Origin of the sequence: Actinoplanes couchii, from assembly GCF_016862075.1 — a bacterium.
In the GTDB taxonomy this organism is placed as follows: Bacteria; Actinomycetota; Actinomycetes; order Mycobacteriales; family Micromonosporaceae; genus Actinoplanes; species Actinoplanes couchii.
In genome coordinates this window covers 82,381-94,418 of record NZ_BOMG01000092.1, presented here as the reverse complement: position 1 = coordinate 94,418, position 12,038 = coordinate 82,381, and the positions used below count along the sequence as shown (strand labels likewise).

Sequence of the window (12,038 nt, the reverse complement as noted above, 5' to 3'; positions counted from 1 at the left end):
GAGGCGATTTTTCCGTAGGTACGGAAACGGCAAGGAATGTGAAACACCGACACCATTGGTCCCACAAATAGACAGGATTTTCCGGGCGTCAGGCCCGTGCTGTGATCCTCGCCGCCAAGCGGTCGCGGAGGGTGGTCAGGCGGGTGATCTCGGCGTTCAGGGCCTCGACGCGGCGGCCGGCGATGCCGTCGGAGCTGGAGCAGCCGCCCGAGGTGTCGATCAGGTCCAGGCGGTCGGCGCAGCCCCGCAGGTCGCCGACGGTCAGGCCGGCGGCCAGCAGCTCGCGGACGGTGCGGATCCGGGCCACGTCGCGCGGGGTGTAGACGCGCTGGCCGGTGCCGGATCGCTGCGGGGCGGGGAGCAGCCCGTTCTCCTCGTAGAAGCGCAGTGCCCGTGGTGTGGCGCCGGCCGCCGCTGCCGCGTCCCCGATCCGCATCGATGCCCCCTCGTGAGTCAGACCGCCACGATCACCGTGCCCGCGTAACGCCCGGTCAGCGCGTCCTGCACCGCCTGGGGCGCGGCCGCGAGACCGTCGACCCGGGCGTACCGAAAATTGATCCTGGGTAGGAGCCACTCCGGTGTCTCCTCCTGGCCACTGTAGCCAGTGACGGTGATCTGTTTCAGGATCAGCGCGAACGTGTCGATCTCCACCGGCGCGGTGGTGCCCGGGCCGGTCGCCGACAGCTGCCCGGACAACGCCCCGACCAGCGCGAACCGGGCGTGCGGCCGGGCCACCGCGAGCGCCGCCCGCAGGTCGTCGCCGCCGGTGTTGTCGAAGAACACGTCGATGCCGTCCGGGGCGGCCGCCGCCAGCTGATCGGCGTCACCGCGGGCCACCACCGCGTCGTACCCGAAATCGGTCAGCATCTGCTCGGCCTTCCACGCCGAACCGGTGCCGCCGATCACCCGCCCGGCCCCCAGCAGCTTCGCCACCTGCCCGGCGACCGACCCCAGCGACCCGGCGCCACCCGAGACGAACACCGTGTCACCGGGCTGGAGCCGCGCCGCCCGGGTGAACGCCCCGTGCGCGGTGGGCACCTGGGCGAGATGCGGCACCGGATCACCGTCGAGCCGGGTGAGGCCGGCGGCCGGCAGCACCGCGTACTCCCGCCACCCCAGCATGTGTTTCACCAGGTCACCGTCTTTCAAGCCGCTGTCGGCGGGCGCCTGCACGACCTCACCGATCGCCGGCCCGAACAGCGTGTCACCCACGGTCAGCCCCGGCATCGGCGCGCCGCTGACCCCGGCGAGCAGAGTCCGCAGCGCCGCGAACACGGTGAACCACCTGTTGCGCACCAGCACCTCCCCGGCCCCGGCCACCGGCATCGGCGCCTCGGCCACCACGAAGTCGTCCGCCACCGGGAGTCCCCGAGGAATCCTGGCCACCCTGATCTCCCGCATGCCAACCCCTTTTTTCGAAGGAAGGCCGGAAAGCTAACCCCTTCCCCGTACGTCAGAGGCAAGCGCCGATCCCGTCCAGTGACTTCACAGACCGGCCAGGTCGAGGGTCAGGGTGAGGCTTGAGTGTGTTCCGCCACGACCACCCTGCTGCTCGACCCGGCAAGCCGGACGATCTTCGACATCGTGGTGAGGGAGGCGATCCACGACCCGCCCGCGACCGACGCCGCCGAGGTGATCCGGCAGGTCCGCGCCGTACGACGCCCCGATGTTCGGTCATCCGGGAGCCGATCACCCTGGTCGATGCCGATCGTGCGGCCGCGGTGATCGCCGCGGTGGCTCGCGAGGGGGTCCTGAACAGCGAGGTTGATCGCAACCGGTAGACAGTGAGCCGTGACAGAAGGATCTTCGATCAGGTCGGCGGGGCGGAATCTGGCCATCGCGACGCTCGCGTCCCGGGTGGCCGGGTTCGTGCGTATCGTCGTGCTGGCCGCTGCTCTCGGGCTCGGCACCCGGCTGCTGGACACCTACAACGTGGCCAACACGCTGCCGAACCAGGTGTACGAGCTGGTCGTCGGCGGGACCATGGCCAGCATCGTGGTGCCGCTGCTGACCCGGGCGTCGATCCGGGAGTCCGACGGCGGGGTGCTCTACGCGCAGCGGCTGCTGTCGCTGATCGTCTACGTGCTCGGCACCATCACGGTCGTGGCGATCGCCGCCGCGCCGCTGCTGATCGACCTGTACGCGCCCGGCTTCACCCCGGAACAGCGGGACCTGGCGATCGTTTTCAGTCGCTACTTCTTCCCGCAGATCCTGTTCTACGGCATCAGCGCCACCGCCGCCGCGGTCCTCAACATCCGCGGCCTGTTCGGGGCACCGGCCTGGGCGCCACTGGTGAACAGCGTGATCGTGATCATTGTCGGTCTCACCTACGCCGCGGTCGGCGGCAGCACCAGCACCACCCTCGGTGACGGGCATCTGCTGCTGCTCTCGCTGGGCACCACGGCCGGGGTGTTCGCGCAGATGACCCTGGTGGTGTGGGCGCTGCGCCGGACCGGGTTCCCGATCCGGCTGCACCTGGACCCGCGCGGCATCGGCATCCGGCAGATCGGCAAACTCGGGCTCTGGGTGCTGCTGGCGGTCGTCACCCAGCAGGTCCTGGTGGCCGCGGCGACCCGGGCCGCGTCGTGGAGCGGGGCCGGTGGCATCACCGCGTTCCAGAACGCGAACGCGATCTTCCACGTGCCGTTCGCGGTCGTCGCCGTCTCGATCATGACGGCGATGCTGCCGCGGCTCAGCCAGTACGCGGCCCGTGACGAGCACAACCGGGTGGTCACCGGGCTGTCCCGGGCGGTCCGGACCGCGCTGGTGGTGATGGCCCCGATCTCGGCGGCGTTCATCCTGCTCGGCCCGCAGATCGCGACTGTTCTCTTCGATCACGGCAACAGCAGTTCCGCGACGGTACGGGTCCTCGGGCTGGTGCTGGCCGCCTACGGACTGACACTGGTCCCGTTCACTTCCTACATGATTCTGCAACGGGGTCTCTACGCCCTGCAGGACACGAAGACGGCCGCGTTGATCACGGCCGCTGTCGCCGCGGTCGGGGTGGCGGGCTGCGCGATCGCCGGATGGCTGCTGCCGGCCGAGGACATCGTGATCGCCATCCCGGTGGCCTATGCCGCCGCCTATTTCACCGGGCTCAACCTGACCGCGTTCGTCCTGCGCCGCCGGCTGGGTTACATCGACGGGAAGCGACTCCTGCGTACCCACGCCAGGGTCTTTGTGGCAGTTGCCGTGGCCGTGGCCTGCGCGGGCGGCGCGATGTGGGCGATCAGCGGTGCGGGATGGGCGAACGCGCTGGTCACCGGCATCGTCGCGGGGCTGGCCGGCGGCGTCGGCTACCTGTTCGCCGGCCGCCTGCTGCGCCTGGCCGAGCTGCGCCACCTGCTGAACGCGGCCCTGCCCGGCATCCGCACCTGGTAACCGGCCCGGCGCGCCGGAAAGCGAAATCTGGAAGCGGGCTCAATCGGTCGTGCCGTACAGCACGACCAGCGCTTCGGACAAAACGGCCGGATCAACCTCACCCAGCGGCGTACGCCGAACCGGCTGCCAGTTCTCCGACCACTCCGCGTCGACCCAGATCTCGGTGACCCGATGCTCGGTGTCCGGCGGGTACTGGGAGGTCGGCATGCCGGGGGAGAACTCGGCGAGCAGCACCAGCCCACCGGCCAGCCGCCGCCGCAGCCGGGTGTGGACGCGGCTGCCGATGTGGTACCCGTTGCCGTGCCAGCCGTTGCTCATCAGCTTCACCAGCCGGTGGCCGTCCAGCGGCCCGAAACCGGGCAGCGAGGTGGCCGACAGTTCCGCATCGGTGAGCGTCACGACCGGGCGTCCGAGCTGCGGGAAAGGCGACAGGATCTCGTAATCGGCGAACAGCCGCGCCCACGCGCCGAGATCCCCGCGCAGATCGGCCGGATGCACGATCCCCAGCGGCGTGTCCGGCCCGACCGCGGCGGTGTCGTCGTGCAGGTCGGCCAGGCTGCCGTCCTCGGCGATCCGCAGCGCCCGCACCAGGCGCCGGCCGTCGAACTCGCCCCACAACAGCCGCCGTGCGAGCGGCCCGAGGACCGGATGCGGCAGCAGTACGCCGGGAATGTCCCGTGCCGGGCGCAGCCGCCGCCGCAGCATGTCGCGTTCCAGCCGTCCCGCCTGCTCCACCGCGCTCGCCCGCAGATCCTTCTTGAACTGCAGAAATTGCTGGTACGCCTGGGGAGCCGTGTCCTTGACCCCGGGCTTCGGCGGGCGGGCCAGCACCCGGCCGTCGGCGTTCACCACGTGCGCGACCAGATGCTCGTCCGGCCGGACCCGGAACGACCGGGTTCCGTAGTCGACGACCACCCCGGTGTCTAGGCCGTGGGTGATCGCCAGCCGGTCCGCGAGCTGGGTCACCGACAGTCCCCGGACCGCCGCGGCCCGGGTGAGGTAGACGGTGGCCCGGTCGTTGGTGGGCCCGCCCGACATGTTCTCCTCGATCGCCAGCAGATGCCGCAGCGCCACGTCCGAACCGGCCGTGGCCAGCACCGCGAACCCGTCGACCGCGCGGGCGTGCCGGCTCTTCGCGGGCCAGGAGCGGACCAGTGGCGCCAGCGCGTCCATCGTGGTGTCGTCGCCCAGGTGCGCCTGCGCGAGCAGCACCCACGACTCGGCCGGTGGCATCCCGGCGGTCACCCAGTCGTCCAGCATCGCCCGGCCGAAGGCGGCCAGACTGCTCCGGTCGGCGCTGGTGAGCAGCTCGGCCAGTGCCGGATCGGCCTCGCGGACCAGCGGCTGGGCGGCGGCTGACGACGCCACCACCAGCGGCACCGGGCGGTCCGGGTCGCCCGGCGCGGGCTCCGGCGCCTCGTCCAGCGACGACCGGGTCAGTGCGGTGAGCAGCCGGGTGACGTGGTCCTCGGGCAGGACGCCGCCGTGTGCGGCCCGGATCTCCGGAAGCTGGCCGGCGGCCATCCGGTTCCTGCCGGCGGGCAGTTCCGGTTCCGTATCCAGCAGGGCTTCGACCAGTTCTTGCGCTTGTTCGCCGTACCCGCAAGCCGTTTTGATCAGAAGCGGACCGTGACCGGCCGCCGACAGGAACCGCAGCGCCGCCTCCGCGTTCTGCCGCGCCCGCCCCGGCTTGCCCGCGGCTGCCGGGATCAGCGCCCGCGCCGCCGCCTCCGGATGCCGGCCCAGCCACAGCCGCGCCCACAGCCGGGCCGACCCGAGATGCCGCAACCAGCCCGCGACCAGCGCCGCCGCCTCCGGCCCGCGGAACGGCAACACGAGAAGCCCCAGCTCGTCGGCGCTCTCGGCGGCCTCACCCAGCGCGTACGCCCGGGCGTCCAGTTCGAACCGGGCCACCGCCACCCGCCCGAGATCCACCCGCTGCCGATGCCGCAAGAACGCGGTCGTGCTCAGCAAGGCGCGGGCAGGGGAGTCCGGCCCTTTCGCAAAAAGCCACGGAACCTGCTCGGGCTCCAGATCGGAGAGCTTGTCCGCACTGCTGACGGCCTTGGCCCAGTCGTCCTGCTCGAGCCCGTGCTCGAGAGCATCGGCCCGGGCCCACCACCGCTCACGCTCGCCATCAGCCCAGGCCATGACGGTCACATCGGCACAGACCAGCCCCTCGACCACGACCGGCCCACGTCGCCTGCCCACCGCCAGCCTCCACACTTCTAGGGTCCGCAGACCGTACCGTGCGGCACCCGGCGCGGTTGCCCGGCCCGATCGTGTGACGCGCGGCCGGTAGGGTTCATGGTCATGAATGCCGGGGCGGAGTTCGCCAGAAGTAAGCAGGTCAGTCTCACCACCTACCGGAAGGACGGCACCGCGGTGTCCACTCCGGTCTGGCATGTCGCTGACGGGGGCACGCTGACCATCATCTCCGAGGCGGAAGCCTGGAAGGTCAAGCGGATCCGGAACAACCCCCGGGTCGAGGTCACCGCCTGTGACATTCGGGGGAAGGTTGCCGACGGGGCCGTGGCGGTTCCCGGGACCGCGCGGGTGCTCGGGGACGCGGAGAGCCTCGCGGCCCGGGATCTGATCGCCCGGCGCTACATCATGTCCCGGGTGGGGAACTGGCTCGCCAAAGCGTTCCGGGTCAAGCGCAAGCCGATCGTCGGGATCGTCGTCACGCTCTGAGCGATCCCGGGAACGGGCCGCGCGCCGCGGGCCTCGGGCGGCCGGCGGCGCTGTTGATCAGCGCCGTGTCGACAGGCGGGCGCGGAAGTCGGCGAGGGGGATCACGGCCGCGTTGACCTCCTCGACCGGGAAGATCGCGATGTCGGCGTGGTCCTCCTCCAGCTGGGGGATCCACTCCTTCAGGAAGACGTCGGTGCGGATGCGGATGGCGTGTTCGCCGTCCACGTCGCCCTCGTTCTCCAGGCGGGCCACCGTCGCGTGCGGCCAGATGGGCAGGAGGTTGCGGCGGCGGCCGTCCTCGGTGAACAGGATGTCGCCCTCGTCGCCCCAGACCCACAGCTCGCCCTTGGCGGCGATCGCCTCGAAGGTCCGGGTGACCCGGGCCTCGGCGTCGAGCTTGAGCAGCTGCTCCGCCTCCCGGCGGGAAATGTCATCCGATGCCACGATATCTCCGGTTTCGCCGTGCTGGTGTACCGCACGCGATGCTATCGGGCACCGCGTGCGGAACACCGGGCGGCCGGTCGAGCGCGGTCGGCGCCGGTCACCAGAAGGCCGGTCAGGGCAGAAGTCGACGATCCCCGAAAGGCCGTTCGGAGCAGACGCCGGCGGTTACCGAAAGTGCTGGTCAGGGCAGGCGGCGGCGGTCGCCCAGCTGGTCGTCGAAGGGTAGGTCCAGGGCCTGCTGCGGGGCCAGCGTGGCGCTGACTCCGGCCCAGCGGCGCAGCAGGGCCGTGGCCGCGGCGTTGTCGGCGGGGTTCAGGCGGGCGATGTTGGCGCCGTGGTTGGCGCCGGGGGCCACGAAGACGGCCGAGTCCCGCCGGCTCGGGACGAAGCGTTCGGCGCCCCACGGGTCGTTCTCGCCGTACACAAAAAGCATTTTCTCCGATTTTGTACGAACCCAGAGATCCACGTCGATCATCGGAACCGGATTGTGTGGCCGGCGAAGTTCCTTCGGCAGGGACGAGTTGGCGGTGTAGAGGCCGGGATAGGCGCGGAGTTTCCGCAGATGCTCGAACTTCAAGCTGGGCCAGCCGAGCTGGGTGGCCGCCTGGTAGTAGTACGGCCAGTAGAACTCGAGCCCCTGATCGGTGTAGAAGCTCCACCCGGCGACCCCGTCGATCCACTCCCACAGCTCGTCGTCGGTGGCAGTCGCGGCGGGCACCGAGGCACAGTCGGCGAGCAGGCTGTACTGCCAGAACGCCCACGCCGTGTCCAGGACGGCCATCTCGAACGAGCGGTCCGCGGTGCCGAGGGTGCGGGTGAAGGTCCAGCCGTTCTCCGCGGCGGCGGCCTCCAGGCGGGGCACCAGACGGTCGCGCCGGAGCAGGGCCTGCCGTTGCACCTCGTTCAGGGCGGCCCGGCACTCCGGGGTGCCGACGGTCGCGAGGAACCGGTCGTACGCCGCATCCTCGGGGTTGATCTTGTCGTTGGGCGCCACGTAGGCGACCACGCCGTCCACGTCGCCCGGATAGAAGCGGCGGTGGTAGACCGAGGTCATGCCGCCCTTGCTGCCGCCGGTCTGGATCCAGCGGGCCGGGTAGACGGTCTTGAGCGCGCCGACGATCCGGTGCTCGTCGGTGGCCTCCTGCCAGATGTTCAGATCCGACCAGTCGGCGGGCGCGGGCCGGGACGGGGTGAAGAACCGGTGCTCGACCGACACCTGGTTGGCGCCGAGCAGGGCGGTCGGCTCGGTCTGGGTCGGGCGCGGCGCGGCGGCCAAACCGTAACCGCTGGTGGAGAGCACCACCGGCTGGGTCTCCGACCGGTGCAGCAGGGTGAGCCGCTGCTCGAAACTTCCCTGGCCGGGATGCCGGTGGTCGGCGGGCTGCCGGTAGGTGAGGACGAAGAACCGGTAGCCGGTGCCCTGTGTCTCGGACACGACGGTCAGCCCGGGGATGTCGGTCAGCCGGTCCAGGAGCGGATCGTCGGCGGCACGGGCGGCGGTGGCGGGGGAGAGGGCCATCAGGAGGGCGCCGGCGGCGGCCACGATGCGAAGTCTCACGCCCGCACGATATCGACGATCGGCTATCACCGCGAGGGGCGGCCGTCTGGACCCGGCCGCCCCGCCGGCTCAGCTGTAGCTGTAGCCCAGGTCGCTGATGTTCCGGACCGACGCCGGGGTGCGGCCGAACGGCTGCATCGTCTCGGTGTTGTCCACCACGCCGCCGACGTTGCCGCGCGGCTGGTACGTGTCGACGCCACGGTTCTGCTGCCAGCGCCACCACAGCCGGTCGATGTTGCAGTGGTGCAGCCAGAACACCGGGTCGTTGGGCGCCTCCCGGGTGCCCATGTGCCCGCCGACGTAGTTGTGCACCCGGTTGTGCAGCTCGATCTCGTTGCGGTTGCGGTAGCTGTTGGACACGCCGCCGTTCCACGGGGACTGGTCGTACACCGTGTAACTCTGCACCGCGTTGACCGTCGAGACGCTGGGGCGGGAGGCGGCCTGCCCCAGCCGGCGCTGCAGGAAGTTGGTCTGGATGCTGCTGCGGTACAGCGACCAGCCCCACGACGGGCTGAAGTTGCCGCGGCTGACGCTGCCGTTGGTGACCGCGCCGCAGAAGTCGGCGGTGAACGGCGAGGCCGGGCCGGTCCAGTCCCAGTACGGCAGGAACATGTCCGGGTCGTCACTGACCGCCTGCAGGTCCAGTTCCAGCAGCCGCAGGTACTCGCGGTGCCACGGGAAGAACGACGGCGACTGGTGCGCGTGACTGATGTTGTCGTTCGTCCGGTTGAAGAACGTGATGTGCTGGTCGATGTACCAGTTGTAGTTGCGCCCGTTCGGGGACGAGGACTTGAGCTGCCGGAGCGCGGTGGCGAACGCGGTCTTCTCCGCGCTCGTCATGGCAGCGATGCTCTTACGGACGGCCATGGATCTCCGGTGCCTTTCTGGAGGTTGTCGCAGTCGTCAGTGGGTGTGCTCTTCGGCTGATTCGCCGCTCAGTTCGAGATCACCCAGAATGTCGACGACTTTCTTTCCCAGGCTCCGCAGGCAGTCCGCGTTCGGTTCGAGTTCGACCGGGTCGTAGTGGTTGATCGCACTGATCAAACCGATTCCGACGTACGGTTTCCGGCCGTCCGTGGGAAAGAACATGGTGGGGATGGCGGTCATCGCGAGCGCCCGGTTGTTGACGAACACCTCGTTCTGCCTGGCCAGCCCTAGGGTCCGGGTGATGTCGGCGCCCAGATTCTTCAGATTCCCGAGATCGAGATTTCCGAGTACGCCCATCTTGTACCGTCCCCGGATCCGTTTGCCCCGGTAGACCTCGTTGAAGTCGTCCGGGTCCGGTCCGGCTTTCCGGCCTTTGGCGGTGGGCCCCGGAGCCGGCGCCTCCGGGCTGGCCAGGGCCTGGGCCCCGACGAGCGCGGACGCGGCGGTGGCGGCTCCGGCCGCACCGTAGCGCAGAACGTCGCGACGTTTCACATCAGCCATGGAGATCCTTCTCTGGGAGGTGATTTGTCGTGTTCCGGCCCATGTAAGCAGATCGGCTTCCTCTCACATAATCGTGTCCATCGGGCGTAGGAATCATCATGAATAATGTCACCTGAAGGATCCGGTCATTCGGGCCGGGGCCGTGTCGTTGAATTGTTCCCGGGTAGTATCGGGATATCGTCGGCAGCCCTATCCGGAAATACTCTTTCGAACGTCGATGAATGGCGTGTTGGGTGATGATTTCAATGAAGATCTCCAAACAGATCACCGTCCTGATCGCGACGGCCGGTGCGCTGGCCGCCGCGGGCACGGCGATGGCCGCCACCACCGCGGTCTCCTCCGCTACGGTTTCCGCTCCTGACGTGGACCAGGCGCCCAGGAAGACCGGTTTCTACGAGAACTATCACGGCGTCCAGATCATGGGCTGGGGCAGCGGCAAGACGGCCTGCTCGTACGTCGACGGCATCCGCCTGGTGGTCTATCCGCAGGCGGACGGGCAGTACACCAGCGCGGTGGTGGCCTTCAAGCCGGAGAAGTCCGTCCGTAACATCACCAAGGCCACGGTCAAGGTGCTCGACGGCCTGAAGCTCGCACACCCGGAGGAGCCGAGCGCGACCTGCCCCGACCTGCTCCTCCCGGTGCCCGCCGCCACCCCCTCGACCTCCGCCCCGGCGTCGGCGTCCGCGTCGCCCTCCGCCTCGGCCTCGGTCCCCGCATCGGCCACGCCCTCCGCGGCCGTCACCTCCAGGCCCGCCAAGGGCTGACAGGTCAGCGTGCCGGGCCGGGGATCCCACACACCTTCCCGGTCCGGCACGCCGCCCCCGCCGCTTTCATCCACGGGTTCCGATGTTCGGCAACTCGGGCGGTCCGAGTTTTCGGATCACGGTGTTGCGGTTGCGTCCGGCTCCACGTGGGCAGACGGTGATCGGAGACGGCGTGAGGGGGCGCAGCATGGCGAAAGCGGGAGTGTTCGCGATCCGGGATGTCGGGTCGCTGGTCGACCGGGCGGGGGAGGAGGGGGCCGAACTCAAACGGGCCGTCGGGCGCACCCAGCTGACCGCGATGGGGGTCGGCGCGATCATCGGCACCGGCATCTTCGTGGTGATCGGCAAAGGGGCCGGGATCGCCGGGCCCGCGGTGATCCTGTCGTTCGTGCTGGCCGCGGTGGCCTGCGTGTTCTCGGCGCTGTCCTACGCCGAGCTGGCGTCGTCGATCCCGGTGTCCGGCAGCGCCTACACCTACACCTACGCCACCCTGGGCGAACTGGTCGCGTGGGTGATCGGCTGGGACCTGATCCTGGAGTACGGGGTGTCCGTCGCCGGCATCGCGATCGGCTGGGGCGGCAACCTGAACGCGTTCCTGGACGCGGCGTTCGGGGTCGCGCTCCCGGACGCGATCGCGAAGTCGCCGGAGGACGGTGGCGTCTTCAACCTGCCGGCCGTCGTGGTGGTGCTCGCCATCACGTTCCTGCTGGTCCGCGGGGTGTCCGAGAGTGCCCGGGTCAACCTGGTGATGGTCGGGATCAAGCTCGCGGTGCTGGTCTTCTTCATCGTGGTGGCGTTCGCCAACTTCAGCACCGCCAACTTCCAGCCGTTCGCCCCGGCCGGCGCCGACGGGGTGACCGCCGCCGCGGCGATCATCTTCTTCGCGTACATCGGCTTCGACGCGGTCTCCACCGGCAGCGAGGAAGCCCGCAACCCGGCCCGTGACCTGCCCTGGGCGATCATCGGCTCGCTCGTCATCTGCACGGTGTTCTACGTGCTGACCACGGTCGGCGCGCTCGGCATCGCCAGCCCGGACCAGATGAAGGACAGCGACGCGCCGCTGGCCGCCGCCCTCGACCAGGGGGCCGGGATGAGCTGGGCGGCCGGGATCCTGGCCCTGGGCGCGGTGGTCGCGATCACCAGCGTCGTCCTGGTGATCTTCTACGGTCAGACCCGGATCTTCTTCGCCATGTGCCGGGACGGTCTGCTGCCCCGGCGGATGGCGACGGTCAATCAGCGGTACGGCACCCCGGCCCGGCTGACGATCACGCTCGGGGTGCTGATCTCGATCCTGGCCGCGCTGATCCCGCTCGGCACCATCGTGGAGCTGGTCAACATCGGCACCCTGTTCGCGTTCGTGGTGGTCAACATCGGGGTGATCGTGTTGCGCCGGACCCGCCCGGACATGCCACGGCCGTACCGGGTGCCGTGGTCGCCCGTACTCCCGCTGATCGGTGTGGGTTTCGCCGTCTATCTGATGTCCGACCTGCCGCTGGACACCTGGATCCGGTTCGGGGTGTGGCTGCTCGCCGGGTTGTTGATCTACGGCCTCTACGGGTACCGGCACAGCCTGCTGCGCACCGGCGGCGACCGCTGAGAAGTGCGTCCGGTGTGGACGGGCGGTGCGGGCCCGCCACACCGGACACCGAGTGATCAGCTCGCCCAGGACTCTGCCGGGGGCGTGCGACGGTCTACGAGCGGTCCCGTGACAGTCGTGCGACATTTCCCGATCTCGCCGTACTGTCACGTGTCTGTCACATGGTCGCGGA

12 protein-coding genes are annotated in these 12,038 nt (G+C 69.8%); 5 read left to right on the top strand and 7 right to left on the bottom strand.

The features are described from left to right. Nucleotides 1–88: 88 nt before the first annotated feature. Both Aco03nite_RS36440 and Aco03nite_RS36435 read right to left on the bottom strand, forming a co-directional pair. Nucleotides 89–436: a MerR family transcriptional regulator gene (locus Aco03nite_RS36440; RefSeq protein ID WP_203804365.1), complete on the bottom strand. Its 348-nt coding sequence runs from the start codon at nt 434–436 to the stop codon at nt 89–91. 17 nt (nt 437–453) lie between these two features. Next, the gene (locus tag Aco03nite_RS36435; protein ID WP_203804362.1) at nt 454–1,401 is read right to left on the bottom strand and encodes an MDR family NADP-dependent oxidoreductase; all 948 of its coding nucleotides are present in this window, start codon (nt 1,399–1,401) and stop codon (nt 454–456) included. Nucleotides 1,402–1,524: 123 nt separating this feature from the next. Between Aco03nite_RS36435 and Aco03nite_RS36430 the strand changes: the two genes are divergently transcribed. Both Aco03nite_RS36430 and murJ read left to right on the top strand, forming a co-directional pair. Further along, nucleotides 1,525–1,725: a hypothetical protein gene (locus Aco03nite_RS36430; protein WP_203804359.1), complete on the top strand. Its 201-nt coding sequence runs from the start codon at nt 1,525–1,527 to the stop codon at nt 1,723–1,725. Between the two features lie 105 nt (nt 1,726–1,830). After that, nucleotides 1,831–3,381 carry a murein biosynthesis integral membrane protein MurJ gene (gene murJ / locus Aco03nite_RS36425; protein WP_203804471.1) on the top strand — a complete coding sequence of 517 codons (1,551 nt, stop codon included), beginning with the start codon at nt 1,831–1,833 and terminating at the stop codon, nt 3,379–3,381. Nucleotides 3,382–3,420: 39 nt separating this feature from the next. Here the strand turns inward: murJ and Aco03nite_RS36420 are convergent, their stop codons facing one another. Then, a complete protein-coding gene (locus tag Aco03nite_RS36420) occupies nt 3,421–5,592 on the bottom strand; it encodes a DUF4132 domain-containing protein (protein WP_203804356.1) in 2,172 nt (723 codons plus the stop codon). 102 nt (nt 5,593–5,694) lie between these two features. Here Aco03nite_RS36420 and Aco03nite_RS36415 point away from each other — a divergent pair, with 102 nt between their 5' ends. Further along, nucleotides 5,695–6,075, top strand: a complete 381-nt coding sequence (locus Aco03nite_RS36415) for a PPOX class F420-dependent oxidoreductase (protein WP_203804353.1) — start codon at nt 5,695–5,697, stop codon at nt 6,073–6,075. A 57-nt stretch (nt 6,076–6,132) separates the two neighbouring features. Here Aco03nite_RS36415 and Aco03nite_RS36410 read toward each other — a convergent pair whose 3' ends face one another. The 4 genes from Aco03nite_RS36410 to Aco03nite_RS36395 all read right to left on the bottom strand — a co-directional run bounded on the left by Aco03nite_RS36410 (nt 6,133) and on the right by Aco03nite_RS36395 (nt 9,505). Further along, nucleotides 6,133–6,519 carry a DUF2750 domain-containing protein gene (locus tag Aco03nite_RS36410; protein ID WP_203804350.1) on the bottom strand — a complete coding sequence of 129 codons (387 nt, stop codon included), beginning with the start codon at nt 6,517–6,519 and terminating at the stop codon, nt 6,133–6,135. Nucleotides 6,520–6,700: 181 nt separating this feature from the next. After that, nucleotides 6,701–8,077: a S28 family serine protease gene (locus Aco03nite_RS36405; RefSeq protein WP_203804348.1), complete on the bottom strand. Its 1,377-nt coding sequence runs from the start codon at nt 8,075–8,077 to the stop codon at nt 6,701–6,703. A 69-nt stretch (nt 8,078–8,146) separates the two neighbouring features. Next, the gene (locus tag Aco03nite_RS36400) at nt 8,147–8,917 is read right to left on the bottom strand and encodes a tyrosinase family protein (RefSeq protein WP_203804346.1); all 771 of its coding nucleotides are present in this window, start codon (nt 8,915–8,917) and stop codon (nt 8,147–8,149) included. Between the two features lie 63 nt (nt 8,918–8,980). Beyond that, on the bottom strand, nt 8,981–9,505 hold the full coding sequence (locus Aco03nite_RS36395; protein ID WP_203804344.1) for a tyrosinase family oxidase copper chaperone: 525 nt from the start codon (nt 9,503–9,505) through the stop codon (nt 8,981–8,983). Between the two features lie 245 nt (nt 9,506–9,750). Here Aco03nite_RS36395 and Aco03nite_RS36390 point away from each other — a divergent pair, with 245 nt between their 5' ends. Together Aco03nite_RS36390 and Aco03nite_RS36385 are read left to right on the top strand one after the other, a co-directional pair. Further along, entirely contained in the window at nt 9,751–10,269 is a 519-nt protein-coding gene (locus Aco03nite_RS36390) for a tyrosinase family oxidase copper chaperone (RefSeq protein WP_203804342.1), read from the top strand. A 187-nt stretch (nt 10,270–10,456) separates the two neighbouring features. Further along, nucleotides 10,457–11,866, top strand: coding sequence for an amino acid permease (locus tag Aco03nite_RS36385; protein WP_203804340.1), 1,410 nt, complete (start codon nt 10,457–10,459; stop codon nt 11,864–11,866). The last annotated feature ends 172 nt before the right edge of the window (nt 11,867–12,038 follow it).

What these genes read in the sequence shown, in the direction of transcription:
- Aco03nite_RS36415 (WP_203804353.1), top strand. Translation starts at nt 5,695, where the DNA reads ATGAATGCCGGGGCGGAGTTCGCCAGAAGTAAGCAGGTCAGTCTCACC.
- Aco03nite_RS36435 (WP_203804362.1), bottom strand. Translation starts at nt 1,401, where the DNA reads ATGCGGGAGATCAGGGTGGCCAGGATTCCTCGGGGACTCCCGGTGGCG.
- Aco03nite_RS36400 (WP_203804346.1), bottom strand. Translation starts at nt 8,917, where the DNA reads ATGACGAGCGCGGAGAAGACCGCGTTCGCCACCGCGCTCCGGCAGCTC.
- Aco03nite_RS36385 (WP_203804340.1), top strand. Translation starts at nt 10,457, where the DNA reads ATGGCGAAAGCGGGAGTGTTCGCGATCCGGGATGTCGGGTCGCTGGTC.
- Aco03nite_RS36440 (WP_203804365.1), bottom strand. Translation starts at nt 436, where the DNA reads ATGCGGATCGGGGACGCGGCAGCGGCGGCCGGCGCCACACCACGGGCA.
- Aco03nite_RS36390 (WP_203804342.1), top strand. Translation starts at nt 9,751, where the DNA reads ATGAAGATCTCCAAACAGATCACCGTCCTGATCGCGACGGCCGGTGCG.
- Aco03nite_RS36395 (WP_203804344.1), bottom strand. Translation starts at nt 9,505, where the DNA reads ATGGCTGATGTGAAACGTCGCGACGTTCTGCGCTACGGTGCGGCCGGA.